Origin of the sequence: Parasphingorhabdus sp., assembly GCF_039939955.1 — a bacterium.
Taxonomy (GTDB): Bacteria; Pseudomonadota; Alphaproteobacteria; order Sphingomonadales; family Sphingomonadaceae; genus Parasphingorhabdus.
Genome location: NZ_JBDVHS010000004.1, coordinates 117372 through 132132 on the forward strand (window position 1 = coordinate 117372; position 14761 = coordinate 132132).

The 14761-nt window shown below is 54.1% G+C and carries 14 protein-coding genes; 5 read left to right on the forward strand and 9 right to left on the reverse strand.

Annotated elements, in window-relative coordinates; all coding sequences use genetic code 11:
* Positions 1-4: 4 nt before the first annotated feature.
* From ABJG22_RS04920 to ispG, 9 genes are all read right to left on the reverse strand, one after another.
* Positions 5-457, reverse strand: a complete 453-nt coding sequence (locus ABJG22_RS04920; protein WP_348019137.1) for a GtrA family protein — start codon at positions 455-457, stop codon at positions 5-7.
* Between the two features lie 6 nt (positions 458-463).
* Entirely contained in the window at positions 464-2050 is a 1587-nt protein-coding gene (locus tag ABJG22_RS04925) for an NAD(P)/FAD-dependent oxidoreductase (protein WP_348019138.1), read from the reverse strand.
* Positions 2051-2214: 164 nt separating this feature from the next.
* On the reverse strand, positions 2215-3570 hold the full coding sequence (locus tag ABJG22_RS04930; RefSeq protein ID WP_348019139.1) for a hypothetical protein: 1356 nt from the start codon (positions 3568-3570) through the stop codon (positions 2215-2217).
* On the reverse strand, positions 3567-4817 hold the full coding sequence (nhaA, locus tag ABJG22_RS04935) for a Na+/H+ antiporter NhaA (RefSeq protein ID WP_348019140.1): 1251 nt from the start codon (positions 4815-4817) through the stop codon (positions 3567-3569). Before nhaA ends, ABJG22_RS04930 begins: the two co-directional genes overlap by 4 nt.
* 87 nt (positions 4818-4904) lie before the next feature.
* Positions 4905-5906, reverse strand: coding sequence for an LLM class flavin-dependent oxidoreductase (locus ABJG22_RS04940; RefSeq protein WP_348019141.1), 1002 nt, complete (start codon positions 5904-5906; stop codon positions 4905-4907).
* A gap of 530 nt (positions 5907-6436) precedes the next feature.
* Positions 6437-7156, reverse strand: a complete 720-nt coding sequence (gene gspN, locus ABJG22_RS04945) for a type II secretion system protein N (protein WP_348019142.1) — start codon at positions 7154-7156, stop codon at positions 6437-6439.
* 15 nt (positions 7157-7171) lie between these two features.
* The gene (locus ABJG22_RS04950) at positions 7172-7657 is read right to left on the reverse strand and encodes a thioredoxin family protein (protein WP_348019143.1); all 486 of its coding nucleotides are present in this window, start codon (positions 7655-7657) and stop codon (positions 7172-7174) included.
* Between the two features lie 10 nt (positions 7658-7667).
* Positions 7668-7832: a hypothetical protein gene (locus ABJG22_RS04955; protein ID WP_348019144.1), complete on the reverse strand. Its 165-nt coding sequence runs from the start codon at positions 7830-7832 to the stop codon at positions 7668-7670.
* A 100-nt stretch (positions 7833-7932) separates the two neighbouring features.
* Positions 7933-9069, reverse strand: a complete 1137-nt coding sequence (gene ispG / locus ABJG22_RS04960) for a flavodoxin-dependent (E)-4-hydroxy-3-methylbut-2-enyl-diphosphate synthase (protein WP_348019145.1) — start codon at positions 9067-9069, stop codon at positions 7933-7935.
* 87 nt (positions 9070-9156) lie between these two features.
* Between ispG and ABJG22_RS04965 the strand changes: the two genes are divergently transcribed.
* From ABJG22_RS04965 to ABJG22_RS04985, 5 genes are all read left to right on the forward strand, one after another.
* Positions 9157-10263 carry an isoaspartyl peptidase/L-asparaginase gene (locus ABJG22_RS04965; RefSeq protein ID WP_348019146.1) on the forward strand — a complete coding sequence of 369 codons (1107 nt, stop codon included), beginning with the start codon at positions 9157-9159 and terminating at the stop codon, positions 10261-10263.
* Positions 10260-11561 (forward strand): S41 family peptidase, encoded by a 1302-nt coding sequence (locus ABJG22_RS04970; protein WP_348019147.1) that lies wholly within the window; start codon positions 10260-10262, stop codon positions 11559-11561. The genes ABJG22_RS04965 and ABJG22_RS04970 overlap by 4 nt, the downstream gene beginning before the upstream one ends.
* Before the next feature lie 284 nt (positions 11562-11845).
* On the forward strand, positions 11846-13369 hold the full coding sequence (locus tag ABJG22_RS04975; protein WP_348019148.1) for a carboxyl transferase domain-containing protein: 1524 nt from the start codon (positions 11846-11848) through the stop codon (positions 13367-13369).
* Between the two features lie 43 nt (positions 13370-13412).
* A complete protein-coding gene (locus tag ABJG22_RS04980; RefSeq protein WP_348019149.1) occupies positions 13413-14249 on the forward strand; it encodes a S1/P1 nuclease in 837 nt (278 codons plus the stop codon).
* A 240-nt stretch (positions 14250-14489) separates the two neighbouring features.
* Complete coding sequence (locus tag ABJG22_RS04985) at positions 14490-14750, forward strand: hypothetical protein (RefSeq protein ID WP_348019150.1); 261 nt, start codon at positions 14490-14492, stop codon at positions 14748-14750.
* The last annotated feature ends 11 nt before the right edge of the window (positions 14751-14761 follow it).

Genomic DNA, 14761 nt, shown 5'->3' on the forward strand with positions numbered 1-14761 from the left:
GAACTCACCGAAATACACCATATTTTCGGGTCAGATAAACGGCAAAGAAACTCACAACGACGGCAGCCCCTTTGGCGACAACGGGCAATATGCCAGCAGCAACCAGCCCACTCACGATGGTCACCGTGATACCAAGCCCCAGAATGGCGGTGCAGATGAACCCGAAACGCTGCAATTGCAGGGCCGTGCCATCGCGAAGCTTGCCGGGAAAGACAAAGTTGGATGAAATGAACCAGTGCACGACAATACCGGCACTATAACCCGCCGCTGATGCCCATGCAGGATCAAAGAGGAAAGCGACCAAAATCATGAACAATGCCACATCAAAGGCGAGGCTCATGACACTCGCCAGCAGATAGCGTGTGATCGCAAAACGATTGAGTATCGCCAGTGATGCCGGAAGACTGCCCACCCAGGTGCCGATCGTCGACCGTCTGTCTATGCCGCTGCGTTCCATATTCTTCTAGGCCGCTTTCTGGGCTTTGTCGGCGACGGCAGATTCCTCAATCCGTGTCGGGACATCGCGCATGCTTTCAAGCGCAGCGACCCGGTCTTCGCTCATTTCTTCCGCAATCACCTGCTGCGCACCTTCGTCGCCCGCTTCGTGATATTCAGCGTCTTCATTGACGTTCCAAACATTCCATTTGCGGGTGCCGGCTTCGATATTTTCCACGGTCAGCATCGCGGTCATCATCGCATGATCCTGATTATTGTAGCGGTGCATGCCGTTACGTCCGACCATGTGCAGCGTCGGGAAACGATTCTCCAGATCATCGCGCATCGTAGCGACATTCTGTTCATAACTGTCGTCATAAACCGGATAGGCTTTTTCCTGGCGGACAACGGTACCGCCCACGACATCATCGGGATTGCATAGACCAAGGATCGCCATTTCTTTCTTGGCAAGCTCAACCAGATCTTCGTCGGACGAAGACCACAGGCCATCATTTTCGAAGCAGAAATATTCCAGACCCACACAGGCGATATTCTCGTCCGGTACCATTTCTGGTGACCAGCTGCGGAAATTCTGCACGCGGCCAACCTGCACGCGATCATCATGGATATAGATCCAGTTATCGGGAAACAGGTCTTCGGATTTGACCATGATCGCCACGGTCAAAAAATCGCGATAGTAAAGATCTCGTGCTTCGGGCAAAGACTCCGGCAACGGATGGATACGGGTAGCAAGCTCCCGCATCGGCGCGCTCGAAATCACATGTTTCGCGGTGATGATGCTTTCGCCTTCATCGGTAGAAGCGCTTACCCGCCAGTTGCCGTTTGCGTCTTGTGCGAGTTGCTTCAGACTATGGCCCATCAACACTTCATTACCTTTGGCTTCGACATGGGCTTTCGCGGCATCCCACATCATACCGGGGCCGAGGCGCGGATAGCGGAAGGTTTCCAGAAGCGTCTTCACTTCCTGACCGTCATTGGGTTTCTTGTTGAGACCCAGCGACCGTTTCAGGCCATCGGTGACCGCATTCCAAAGGCTCAAACCCTTGATCCGTTGTGCTGCCCAATCCGCCGACATTTCATCGCAGGGCATGCCCCAAACCTTCTCGGTATAGGTTTTAAAGAAGATCGAATAGAGCTTGTAGCCGAACTGGTTGACCGTCCAGTCCTCGAAACTCTTCACATTCCTGTTCGGGAAGACTTTGGCTTTGGCATAGCTCAACATGCAAAGCGTCGAACGCCAGATACCGAGATTCCACAATGCTTCAAAGGCCCGCAGCGGATAGCTGTAGAATTTGCCTTCATAATAGATGCGGCTCATCCGGGGGCGTTGAATGAAGTCATCGGGGAGAATTTCATTCCACAGGTCAACCACTTCCTGGCTTTTGGAAAAGAAACGATGCCCGCCAATATCAAAGCGGAAACCGTCATGCTCCACGGTCCGGCTGATCCCGCCGACATATTTGGGGTCTTTTTCGATTACTTTGACCGAATAGCCTTTTTTGGAAAGCAGATAGGCTGCGGTCAGGCCCGCTGGCCCTGCGCCAATAATGGCTACGTCTACTGGATCTTTGGAGCGGTTACTTGGCGTTGTCATACAGTCTGGTCCCTGTTCATGTGACGCGCATATTGGCGCTGTTCATGTTTCAGAAACTGGAGTGAACGAAATTGGTTAATGAAAGGTTAGAGCGCAAAGTAAATTGGCGCGCGCGGAATGGGCGATCATCACCCTGAAACGGGTTCAGGTTGATGGACTCAGCATCAGTTTGCTGGGTCGGAAACCATCTCGCCCAACAAATCTTCCGGCAATATCGGCTGACTCAACAATGCTTCCATCGCCTTCCAGCGCCAGACCGGTGAATCACCCTCATCTTCGATCCAGTCGCGGACCATTTCCATGCCAAGACCATAGTTGATCACATAGCTGCGATATTGTTCGGTGAAGTCGGTCATCTGGGCCGCGCGCTTTGCCGATACCAGCTGATATTTCTGGTTGAGCGCGATCGATTCTTCACGGCTGATCTCGCCATCCAGATATTGCTGCGCGATCGTCATTCGCGCGCCTTTCAGCGCCTGTTTGGCGATCTGCAGCGCCCAATAGGCCGCCGCTGTGTCTGGATCGAGGCCAGCGAGCGGGTATAGCACATCGCGTTCGTAGTTCAGCCGTTCCTGCCCGCTAAACGCCAGTTCTATACCGTAGTTGGCCGATCCCTCGGCGATCAGGCTTTGTGGCGAATAGAGCGGGTAGACGTAATATTCCAACCAACCGCGACTGCGCGTCAGATTCTGCTCGAGCAGCATGTTATAGACATGATGACCCGGATAGCCTTCATGACAGCCGAGATCGACGGCACGGCCGATGAAAATCGGCAGGTCGGTGTTGATCTGGATCAGGCTCTGAAAATTGCCCTGATAATAGTTATAGCCGCTCCAGCTTTTGCCGGTTACGAATTCCATCTTGAAATTCTCGCCCTCGGGCAGATCAAAATATTGATCCGTTCGCGCCTTACACTCTGCAATGGCAGTATCAAACACCAGCTTCAATCGATCTTTCGGAATGATGTAACCACTCTCAAAGGCCGCCACCCGCTCGCTGAGCGGACCCTCACCGGGCGCCAGCCGCTCAATTTCTTCAAGCACAGGGTCAAAATCACTAAGTGGTCTTGGATCAGGCGACACGCCGAATAGTTTCTCCGCCTCGTTTCTAAACGGCAGCTTCTTGCCCTGCATCATCGCATGGCGGGTCTGTGCAGCTTGCAGCTGCGCCGCCAGAAACCGTTTGCGCGCCTCGGCCATCGGATCATCACTGGCCGAAAGCATTTTTAACTGCTGCGTCAAATCACCGATGGCTTCGCCCAGCTCTTGCATATCGCGAGGATCGGTTTTTGCCGCCTCTGCCCAATATTCCGGGCCATAATAGGCATCAACATAGCCCGGTTCTTTTTCGCCTAGGGCTAACGTCAGTTGAACATAGTCTGACGCGATCTTGTCCAACGGCGCTGCAGCAGGCAGATGCGGCTGGGGCTGCTCCGTTGGTTGAACTTTGGCGCTCTCAATCTGAGCGGTCGTACAGCCAGACAGGACAGCCGTTGCGGCAAGCAGGCCAAAAAGTCTCAAAGAGTCGCCTTCAGTTCTTTCTCATCTTCCTCTGTGTCCGACTGTCCGGCCTGCGGTGCAAACCGCAAGATCAGGAAGCCGACAACGGCCGAGACCAACGATCCCATCAACACGCCGATTTTAGCCTCTTCGATCAGCAATTCATTGCCGGGAAATGCCAGTGCACCGATAAACAGGCTCATCGTAAAGCCAATGCCGCATAGCATCGCTACACCATAGACCTGCAACCAGGTCGCACCGCCGAGGCGTCCGGCAAATCCGGTCTTGACCGCAATCCATACGCTAGCGAAAATACCGATCTGCTTGCCGAAGAACAGACCGGCAGCGATACCCAGAGGCAGTGGCGCAAAAATATGCTCCATACCAATGCCTTCCAGCGAAACACCGGCATTGGCGAAACCAAATACCGGGACGATCAAAAACGCGCTCCACGGTGCAATCGCATGTTCGAGACGGTGAAGCGGTGAATTTACGGCATCCGGAGATGTTGGCGTAACCACAATAGGAATGACCATCGCTGCCAAGACACCAGCGATCGTCGCATGAACACCGGACATCAACACTGCATACCAAAGCAACCCTGACAAGATCAGATAAGGCCAAAGTTTTAGAATGCCATTGCGGTTCATCGTGTACATGACAGCCAATATCACTGCACTAGCCAACAAAGCGGCACCGTTGATCTCCGCTGTGTACACCAGCGCGATAATGGCAACAGCGCCCATATCGTCAACAATAGCTACGGTGACCAAAAACAGCTTAAGCGATGTCGGCGCGCGCGATCCAAGCAGAGCAAGCACACCAATAGCAAAAGCAATATCGGTCGCCGCAGGAATGGCCCAGCCATTATAAAGAGCCGGCACATCCTTGACGATGAACAGATAGATGAGCGCCGGAACGACCATACCAGCGATGGCCGCAACCACCGGTAACCGCCTACGATCCCAGCTGTTGAGCCGTCCGTCTACAAATTCGCGCTTGATTTCGAGCCCGACCAGCAAAAAGAAAATCGCCATCAATCCGTCATTGATCCACAAGTGAGGTGTCATCGGACCCAATTTGCTGGAGAGTGTCGGACCCTTTAGCTCGTGCAGAAAATGATGGTACATTTCATATAAGGGACTATTCGCCACGACCATCGCCAGCGCTGCGGCGAACATCAATAAGATACCGCCAGCCGCTTCGCTCCTTAGAAAGTCGCGTAGCGCTGAATCTCTGCCGGAGCGTTGCACTTTTTCTTCTGCCATAAGGGCGCCTTTTTTGGAATTTTGATTTGCCCAAGTCATGCGCAGACTGTGTTACAAAATCAAGACTTGTATGCAGAGAATTGAGCCCTAAGCCGCAATCATATCGCGAACATTGGCGGCAATGGTATAGCTTTTTTCTCGGGCGGCCTGATCAAAGATCGATCCGGAGATAATCAACTCGTCTGCACCTGTCCGTTCAAGGAACCGATCAACGCCCTGCTTTACCTTGTCTGGCGAACCAATGGCGGTGCCTTGCAATACCTGCCCAAGCATCGACTGGGCCTGTGGGGGTAGACTTTCCCGATAGCCTTCGACTGGCGGCTGCATCTTACCCGGATTGCCGGTGCGCAGCGCGACAAAGCTCTGCATCATCGAACTGGAGAGGTACTCTGCTTCCTCATCACTATCGGCGGCAAATATATTGAAACCGCACAAGACATAAGGCTCGGAAAGCTGATCCGATGGCTTAAAATCTCGGCGATAGATAGAAAGCGCCTCATCCAGCATTTGCGGCGCAAAATGTGAGGCAAAGGCATAAGGCAAGCCAAGCGCGGCCGCCAGTTGTGCACCGAATAAGCTGCTACCAAGAATATAGAGCGGGATATTCGTCCCTTGCCCCGGTGTTGCTTGAATACCGAGCCTTTCATCGCCCGCCAGAAGCGCCTGCAATTCGATGACATCGCGCGGAAATTCGTTGGCATCACTATTGAGATTACGGCGCAACGCTTGGGCAGTCCGTTGATCAGAGCCGGGCGCACGACCAAGCCCGAGATCAACTCGCCCGGGAAATAGAGCTTCCAGCGTCCCGAACTGCTCAGCGATGACCATCGGTGCGTGATTGGGGAGCATGATTCCACCCGCGCCGATATGAATGGACTTGGTGCCCTGTCCAATATGCGCGAGCGATACCGCTGTCGCCGCGCTGGCAATACCCTCCATGCCATGATGCTCAGCCATCCAGAAACGTTTATAGCCCAAAGCTTCGCCATGCTGAGCGAGCGCAAGCGACCGATCAAGCGCCTGCCGCACATCTGCACCTTGCGGTACTGGAGAAAGATCCAGAATCGAGAATTTCAACTTTCCTGCCATTTGTGCACGTCACTCCTAAAAAATATGACCTGATGTCTAGCGATTAAAATAGCAACTATCGGAGAAACAACCACTATCCGAAAAAAGACAAAATCTTCACTTTTTATAAATGTAAATTTGCGTAAACCTACGTATCTTGAGGCATCAACGATTCGTTGCTTCCCCATCTTTAGCGCCGCACCACGAACATGAATAAAGGATACGAAGCGTGCCTGCCCTATCGAGTTTAATTTTTGAAACCGTTGCCTATGCCTCGTTTTCTTTTCTATTTTCAGCCTTTTTAGTGCGGTTTTTCGAGCGTTCGCCTATATCAAAGGTGATACGTCGTCATTTTTACATTTTCCCGTTCGTACCACCGCTCTTCACTATCATATATGTCGGGAAATTGATGGCGTGGATCACCAAAATTCCAACCCGCATATTGCGGGCCTTGTTTGAGAAGCTGTCAGGAAAGAAAACATATCGGAGAAACAGAACCGCTGGCTTAGGCTATTATGGTCGATATTGAGACCATCCAGAATCGAGACTCTCTAACTGCCCAGCTGCCCCGCCACCTTGATCGCATATCCTTCTGGCACCTGACGGAATCCCAAAGTAGGAAGCAATAAGGTCCAGGCCCCATCATGCCCGGTGAGGAACAGGCGCGCAGTATAAAATCCATTGCCTTCCAGCTTGAACGTCAACTTTTCCATCCCCGAACCACTTTGCAACGGCAATATGAGAACGCCATCCTGACATTCAGCATTCCCAAGCAAACCCTGTTTCAGATCTAGACCCGGAATATTAGCGTCGAGAGATATGCGGACCTTGCCACTGGCCGACTGGCAGCGTCCACCAGCAAAAGCGACGCTAACTCCATCCAATTCGATATTGGAAGCTGGCAGCGGCGCCAATTGTGAACCGACATTCAGATTTGCCTGCACGTCTTGTAAAAGCAAGCTTTTGCCAGTTTTGCCGACAGTTACGCGGAGCTCATCCCCTTCTGCGCTCGCGGGGCGTTCCAACTCCATCAAAATTTTGCCGGTCAAAAACGGCCAGAATTTCACGCCGGCGTCCAGGTTCCCCAATGGGAGGGGGCCGATCTGAGCACCTTCAATCCGGCCTTGCCAGACCGATCCGCTGATGGACTTGGCCGAAAAACGGGACTCTTCGAGACCAGCCATGCTGACCGCCATTCGCAATGGCAGAAAGAAAAGCGCCGCAGCTGCCACAGCCAGCAGGAACAGAAAATAAATCAAAATGCGCGGCACCTGCTTTCCTTTGATTCAAGTTTCAGGGGTAAAGCGGTTGAAATATAAGAAGATATCTTTCCCGGTACGACTTGCGGCATTGCGCCATGTGGGTGCGGATTCCCTGTTCAACAACAGACCTTGTGAAGATAGCACCAGCACGGTCGGCGTCCCTTTGAGCGATTCTATACCAAAGCGCTGCGCTATATCGATGTTGCGGTCTCTTTGACCGACATCCACATAAACCACCTCATATTTTTCATCGAGCATCGCGGCAAACCGTGGTCTTGAGAACCAGAACGCCAGTCCCCGACTATCATGACACCAGTTCCCACCCATCACGACCACGACACGTTTGTCGGTCTCTTGCGCTCGGGCGAGTGCGGCATCAACTTCAGCCATTGAATCGGCTTCCCGATCATAGGGTGTCGCTTTGGGATGATAGGTCTTAGCGGGTTCCGCCGATGCAGCGGAAATCGGAACGATGGCCATAAGCGCTAGAGCAAGCAGGATAAATCTCATGGAGAGTCTATTACACTGCCAGCGGCGTAAGGGAACAGGCTTTTGTCAGACCAAGCCCCCGCTTCATAGCCGGAAAGCTACGGATCATCGCCGCACTCATCGCCAGCTCAAACCGTACGGTGCGGCCATATCGCGCCTCAATCCGGTCGCCGAGTTCGCGCAGGTGATCGCGCAAAGACCGATATTCAGCCCCATCCGTGCGACATGGAACAACAGCGCCGGTGCATCAAGGCGGACGGGAAATGCAAGGTTTTTCAAGACAAAATAGCGGATCGTTACTCCGCCGCTTCAACCAGTTCCGCTTCCGCTTCGATCTCAGCCGCCTTCGCTTCGACCAGCTTGACGATATGATCGACCATATCTGTGTCTTCCACATGATGGTCAGTAACCCCGGAAAGATAGACCATATGCTTGCCCTTGCCGCCGCCGGTGATGCCGATGTCGGTTTCGCGCGCCTCGCCGGGTCCGTTGACGACGCAGCCGAGAACAGAGAGCGACAGCGGCGTACGGATATGCTGCAGACGTTCTTCGAGCGTCTGGACAGTACGGATCACATCGAAACCTTGCCGCGCGCAGCTTGGGCAGCTCACCACGCGGACGCCGCGCGTGCGCAGGCCCAGCGCCTTGAGCATTTCATAGCCGACGCGCACTTCTTCTTCGGGTTCTGCGGATAGGCTCACCCGGATCGTGTCGCCGATCCCGGCCCAGAGCAGATTGCCCATGCCGATGGAGCTTTTCACGGTGCCGCCGATCAGGCCGCCCGCCTCGGTGATGCCAAGATGCAACGGGCAGTCCACCGCGTCGGCCAGCTGAGAGTAAGCCGCGACCGCGAGGAATACGTCAGAGGCCTTCACCGCGACTTTAAATTCGTGAAAATCATGATCCTGCAAAATCTTGATATGGTCGAGCGCACTTTCGACCAGCGCCTCGGGGCAAGGCTCGCCATATTTCTCGAGCAGGTCCTTTTCGAGGCTGCCCGCGTTCACACCGATCCGGATCGCGCAGCCATTGGACTTGGCCGCGTCGATGACTTCGCGCACCCGCGCCGAAGACCCGATATTACCCGGATTGATCCGCAAGCAGGCCGCGCCCGCCTCTGCCGCTTCAATGCCGCGCTTATAGTGAAAATGAATATCGGCAACGATCGGTACATTGCTCGCCCGGACAATCTGTTTCAGCGCCGTGGTGCTCTCGACATCGGGACAGGAGACACGAATAATATCGACGCCTGCCTCTTCACAACGGCGAATCTGGTCGATCGTCGCCTTGGCGTCGGACGTCAGCGTGTTGGTCATCGTCTGCACGGTAATCGGCGCATCACCGCCCACCGGAACATCACCGACCATGATCTGGCGGGACGTGCGCCGATCAATATCACGCCAAGGTCGCAGCGACGGATTATTTAAGGTCATATCTTTGCTCTTGTCAGAAGGGCTTGTTTGCCAGACATATACGCGTTCTACGAAGAAATTATAAGAGCCAATCGGGAGGGCTGGTTGATGACCCGCTATTTACAAATATTATTGGGTTTAACCCTAGCCACTTGCGCAGCGCTGAGCCCTGCCTTGGCGGAAGATAGCGATAGCGGAGAAAACTGGTCGATTGCTATCCATGGCGGCGCGGGCACCATCAAGCGCGAGAATATCACGCCCGAGAAAGATGCCGAGATCAGAGCCGCTTTGAACGCGGCGCTGATGACAGGATCCAATATCCTGCGCGATGGCGGCAGTGCAATGGATGCAATCACCGCGACGATCATAATTCTCGAAGATGATCCCAATTTCAATGCCGGCAAAGGCGCGGTATTCACCTGGGATAAGACTAATGCACTCGACAGCAGCATCATGGATGGCAGCGATCTGTCCGCTGGCGCCGCAGCCGGCATCAACGGAACGAAAAATCCCATCTTACTGGCCCGCGCCGTCAAGGATAACAGCCCGCATGTGATGTTGTCCGGCGAAGGGGCCAACCAGTTCAGCCGCGAACAAGGACTGGAGCAGGTAACGGCAGATTATTATGCAACGCCGCGACGGATCAAGCAGATTGAAGCGGTACTAGCCAAAGAAATCAGCGTAGCGGACGTCGACTATAAATTCGGTACCGTTGGCGCAGTAGCAATGGACAGAAACGGCAATATGGCCGCGGGCACCTCGACCGGCGGTATGACCGGCAAACGCTGGGGCCGGGTCGGCGATAGTCCGATCATTGGTGCTGGCACCTATGCCGACAACCGCAGTTGCGCGATTTCTGCTACTGGCTCCGGGGAATATTTCATCCGCCTCGGCGTCGCCCACGAAATCTGCACCCGCATTCGGATGCGCTGGCCGATCGCTATCGATGAAGCGCAACTAACGGTGCCGAAAGATGCAGATGGCAACTACACCTATATGATCCACGCCAGCGAATTCATGCTACCGGACGAAGAAATCCAGCAGATCGCAAATGATGTCATCGCCGAACTGGGCGAACTCGGCGGCGACGGCGGGATCATCTACGCCACGCCATGGGGGCAGGCAGGCTACAGCTTCAACACGGCTGGCATGTACCGCGGCAGAGCCACCAGCGATAGCGAGCAGAGTGTTGAAATTTATGGGGATGACGAGTGAAACAACGAGTTAGCGCAATAGCATTCAGCCTCGCGATATCTCTGGCTGCACCCGTATATTCAGCAGAGCAAGAGTCGCCATCACAGCCCGAAAGTACAGAAAATTTCGATGCTCAAGAAGCTTGGCAAGAATTCGAAGACGTTTTTCGTCTATTCTATGCCTATTCCGACCGCAGCGACATGGATGTGGAAACATTGTTGGAACGCGCGAAGGCATTTGCCAGCCAAAGCACAAATCGCGAGCAATTTCGCAAAATTCTACACCAGACCGCACTGACTTTTTCGGACCCGCATTTCATTGTCGGTCCTTTCGACGACACGGACTATTCGATCATTCCCACTGGTTTGGATATTGCGACCGAATATCGGGATGGCCAATTTTATATTGCCGACGTGCGAGCGGGCTCTGCGGCCGATAAAGCGGGCCTGCGCCCGGGGTGGAAAATCATATCGGCTGACGGCATTCCAATGGCTCAGGCAGTCACAAAGCCCTATGGTGACCTGCTCCCCAATCCGACACCCAAACAGCTAAATTATGGCGCAATGTTAGCGGTGAGTGGTTTACGCAATCAAGCGCGAGAGCTGGTGTTTAGCGATGATCGCACAAAGCGCAAACTTACCCTCGCGCCCACCTATGACTATAGCAAAGAAGTCCGTGAAGGGCCTCTGCTGGAAATTACCCGCGCGGGCGACACCGACAATATCGGTGTCATTCGCATCAACAATGCTCTGGGTAACAATGACCTCATCGCTGCCTTTGATCAGGCCGTCGAAAATCTCTCCGATACGAAGGCCATGATCATCGATCTTCGCAATACGCCCAGCGGCGGCAATACCGAGGTTGCGCGCAGCATCATCGGCCATTTCGTGCAGGAGACGAGAGCCTATCAGGTCCACGAAATCCCGAGCATCGAAAGGGAGTTCACCGTACCGCGCCGCTTCATCGAGCAAGTCAAACCCCGCAATCAGCAATATAAAAACCCTGTCATTGTTCTTTCCGGCCGCTGGACCGGCAGCATGGGCGAAGGACTGGTTATTGGTCTGGATGCCGCCGCGGATGCCTATACAATAGCGTCCGACATGGGGGATTTGCTTGGTGGCCTATCCAATTTCACCCTCGAAAAATCCGGTGCCCGCATGGATCTGGGCACGGAAACTCTTTTCCATGTCGACGGTACGCCGCGCGAGGATTATATCGCCGATATGCCGCTCGCTTCTTCCGACCGGGATGCCAACGGCAATGATCCTGCGATGGACAAAGCCCTGCAACATCTCGGGCAATCAAATAGTGCGCGTTGATGCACAGTCGATATTCCGGCTTCCCCTAGCTTAACCAGTCGGTTAAACCCATGCTATGATATCCCAACCGGCCACCCTCTGATGCTCCTGTCCTACATAGACGCGTCGCGCTATGCTGATCGGATGATGAATATTCATATTTCTCGTCCGATTGAAACGGTCGTCGCGGAAGGTTACACTCGGCACATCAAAAAAATGGCTCAATCCGCAGTTTTCTTTGACTTAGAGCCAGCCATCCCCGAAAATAAAAACCTGCGTTTCTGTAAACTTAACCGGACCCAATAATGACCTGGAAACCCGAACTCGAAGAACTCGCTGAGCGCCAAAGGTTGGCCGAAAAAATGGGTGGCGAGGAAAAAGTCTCTCGTCAGCATGGCCGAGGCAAGCTGGATGCGCGGGCCCGAATTGCGGGAATTGTCGATGAAGACAGCTTTCGCGAGATCGGAAAGATCGCCGGGCGCGGGACTTATGCTGAGGACGGAACCTTCGAGGATTTCGCGCCGAGCAACCTGATTTTTGGCCGCGCCAATATTGAAGGACGTCCGGTTGTCGCCTCCGCAGATGATTTCACAGTCCGCGGCGGCGCGGCGGATGCAGCGCTCCACCGCAAGTTCACCCAATGTGAGAAAATGGCGCATACACTCGGCATCCCGATGATCCGGATGATCGACGGCACAGGTGGTGGTGGCTCGGTCAAATCGCTCGAAGATATGGGCTTCACCTATGTTCCAGCCGTTCCCGGTTGGGAAGATATTATAAAGAATCAGGACACGGTGCCGGTCGTAGCCCTAGCGCTTGGACCGACAGCAGGCATGGGCGCAGCACGCACCGTGGCCAGCCATTATTCGATCATGGTGAAGGGACTTTCCCAGATATTTGCCGCGGGACCCGCCGTGGCCGCAGCCATCGGTGATGATCTCAGCAAGGAACAATTGGGTGGGTCGGACATTCACACCACCAACGGCGTGGTCGATGAAGAGGTCGCCAGCGAAGCGGAAGCCTTTGCCACCGCGCGCAAATTCCTGTCCTACCTGCCCAGCAATGTGAATCAGCTATCCAGCCGCGCCGAGAATTGGGACCCCGTGGACCGCAAGGACGAAAGCCTGCTCACCGCCGTCCCGCGTGCTGACAAGCAAGTCTATTCGATGCGGAAGATCATGACATCGGTCTTCGACGAAGGGTCTGTATTCGAAATGGGCAAGCGGTGGGGCCGCGCGGCGATCACCGCCTTTGCTCGGCTCGACGGCTGGCCGGTGGCTGTGCTCGCCAATGACCCAAGCTTTCTTGGCGGATCGTGGGATGCCAAATCTTCGGAGAAGGTCGAACGCTTTGCCAAACTGGCCGAACAATTCCATCTGCCCGTCGTCCATCTGGTAGACAACCCCGGATTCATGATCGGCGGCGAGGCCGAGCGCACCGGCACCATCCGCTATGGCGTACAGGCGATGAACGCCGTGTATAAAGCGACCGTGCCTTGGGCCAGCATCATCGTCCGCCGCGCCTATGGCATCGCCGGCAGCGCGATGAGCAATGCGGAGAATTTTCAATATCGCTTTGCATGGCCATCGGGAGACTGGGGTTCATTGCCAATCGCCGGTGGTCTAGAGGTCGCCTATAAATCGGATATCGAGGCCGCCGACGATCCCGCGGCCAGACTTGCCGAAATCAAGGCCAAGCTCGACAAGGTCACTTCGCCTTTCCGTACCGCCGAGCAATTTAGCGTAGAGGATATCATCGACCCACGGGAGACAAGACCCCTCTTGTGCGAATTTGCCGATCTCGCGTGGCAGAAACTGGGTAGCCATTGACCGCTTACCTCAAATTGCAATCAATCTTGAATAGGCATCAATCATGATAAGATTCTGGATCGCTGCGCTGCTTGCCCTTCTGTCCACCCCGGCTTTGGCTTGGGGTGAATTTGCCCATCGCACCATTGCCGACATCGCCGAGGTCAATTTGGATCCTGTAGCGAAAGCCCGGATGAACAAGCTTTTCCAATCGGCGTCACTGCTCGGCACACCCAAGTGCGATCTCAAAAACATCCAAGATGCCAGCGTCTGGCCCGATTGCGTGCGTCGTGACCGGTTGCGCTGGCGCTATACCGGCCCCTGGCATTATCAGAATGTCGATATCTGCAAGCCTTTTGATATGAAGAGCGCCTGCGCCAATGGCAATTGCGTGTCCTCCCAAATAGATCGCAATGCAGCGCTGTTAGCCGACAAAAGCCTTCCCGCCCACATCCGTCTGGAGGCCTTGGCCTTTCTCGTCCACTTTGTCGGCGACATGCATATGCCGTTGCACAGCGGTGATCGCAGCGACCGGGGCGGCAATGATGTCAGCGCGGCATATGGCATTATCGAAGGGCGAATGAATCTCCATTGGCTTTGGGACGGCCCTTTAGCCGAACGTGCCATCACCGATGGTCCAAATATGGTGCGACGCTACAGTGATTCGGAGCGTGAGGCGCTGGCTTCAGGAACCACCGAACTATGGGCTATGCAAGCTTGGGAAATTTCCCGCAATCACAGCTATGCGACCGCGGAAGATGCCCCATCCTGCGGCCCTGAGATGGAGCAACGTGCGATGATTGATAACAAAGAAATCCCAGCTCTAGTGCCTGTTGCACGGCTCCAGATAAAGCGATCAGCGCTCCGGTTAGCCGGATTGTTGAACGACGCGCTCTACTAAATCTGGCTGCCTAGCAAGTGGGCCAGATCAAGGTGTAAAATTGTGCATCCTTCCTCCGCAAAACCAACCATTTAATCGTAACTGTGTTAACAGTCTCTCGAAAGTGACGATTATGTCCTATCGATTTTCAGATGATCTGAATATCATTTCATCTACCAAAATAAACGGTTCATCTCGGATAAAGAAACGCGATGATAGTCAGTTCGAAGTAAGTTTGGCACAATAGGAAAGGAAGAAACGATGTACTTATCTCCCGGATCATTCATCAATCAGCCTGCTCATGCATTGGCCGAACAGGAACTCGTTCGTGGTTATCAACCACTCTATCATCTCGATATCGTCAACCGCTGCCCAGGTTGTGGTAAGTCACATTGGCACGTCGGTAGGATCAGCGCAGAATGCGCCCATTGCGAAACCGCGCTGCCCTTGGCAATGGTTGCTAGCCAACCGATGCAACCTCGCTTTACCGAACATCTTAGCAAGACCGCGATGGCAGCTTAATTTTCACCGAT

Bases quoted from the DNA above. Each gene is read 5' to 3' on its own strand.
- ABJG22_RS04920 (WP_348019137.1), bottom strand. From the start codon at position 457: ATGGAACGCAGCGGCATAGACAGACGGTCGACGATCGGCACCTGGGTG.
- ABJG22_RS04925 (WP_348019138.1), bottom strand. From the start codon at position 2,050: ATGACAACGCCAAGTAACCGCTCCAAAGATCCAGTAGACGTAGCCATT.
- nhaA (WP_348019140.1), bottom strand. From the start codon at position 4,817: ATGGCAGAAGAAAAAGTGCAACGCTCCGGCAGAGATTCAGCGCTACGC.
- ABJG22_RS04940 (WP_348019141.1), bottom strand. From the start codon at position 5,906: ATGGCAGGAAAGTTGAAATTCTCGATTCTGGATCTTTCTCCAGTACCG.
- ABJG22_RS04950 (WP_348019143.1), bottom strand. From the start codon at position 7,657: ATGAGATTTATCCTGCTTGCTCTAGCGCTTATGGCCATCGTTCCGATT.
- ispG (WP_348019145.1), bottom strand. From the start codon at position 9,069: ATGACCTTAAATAATCCGTCGCTGCGACCTTGGCGTGATATTGATCGG.
- ABJG22_RS04965 (WP_348019146.1), top strand. From the start codon at position 9,157: ATGACCCGCTATTTACAAATATTATTGGGTTTAACCCTAGCCACTTGC.
- ABJG22_RS04975 (WP_348019148.1), top strand. From the start codon at position 11,846: ATGACCTGGAAACCCGAACTCGAAGAACTCGCTGAGCGCCAAAGGTTG.
- ABJG22_RS04980 (WP_348019149.1), top strand. From the start codon at position 13,413: ATGATAAGATTCTGGATCGCTGCGCTGCTTGCCCTTCTGTCCACCCCG.
- ABJG22_RS04985 (WP_348019150.1), top strand. From the start codon at position 14,490: ATGTACTTATCTCCCGGATCATTCATCAATCAGCCTGCTCATGCATTG.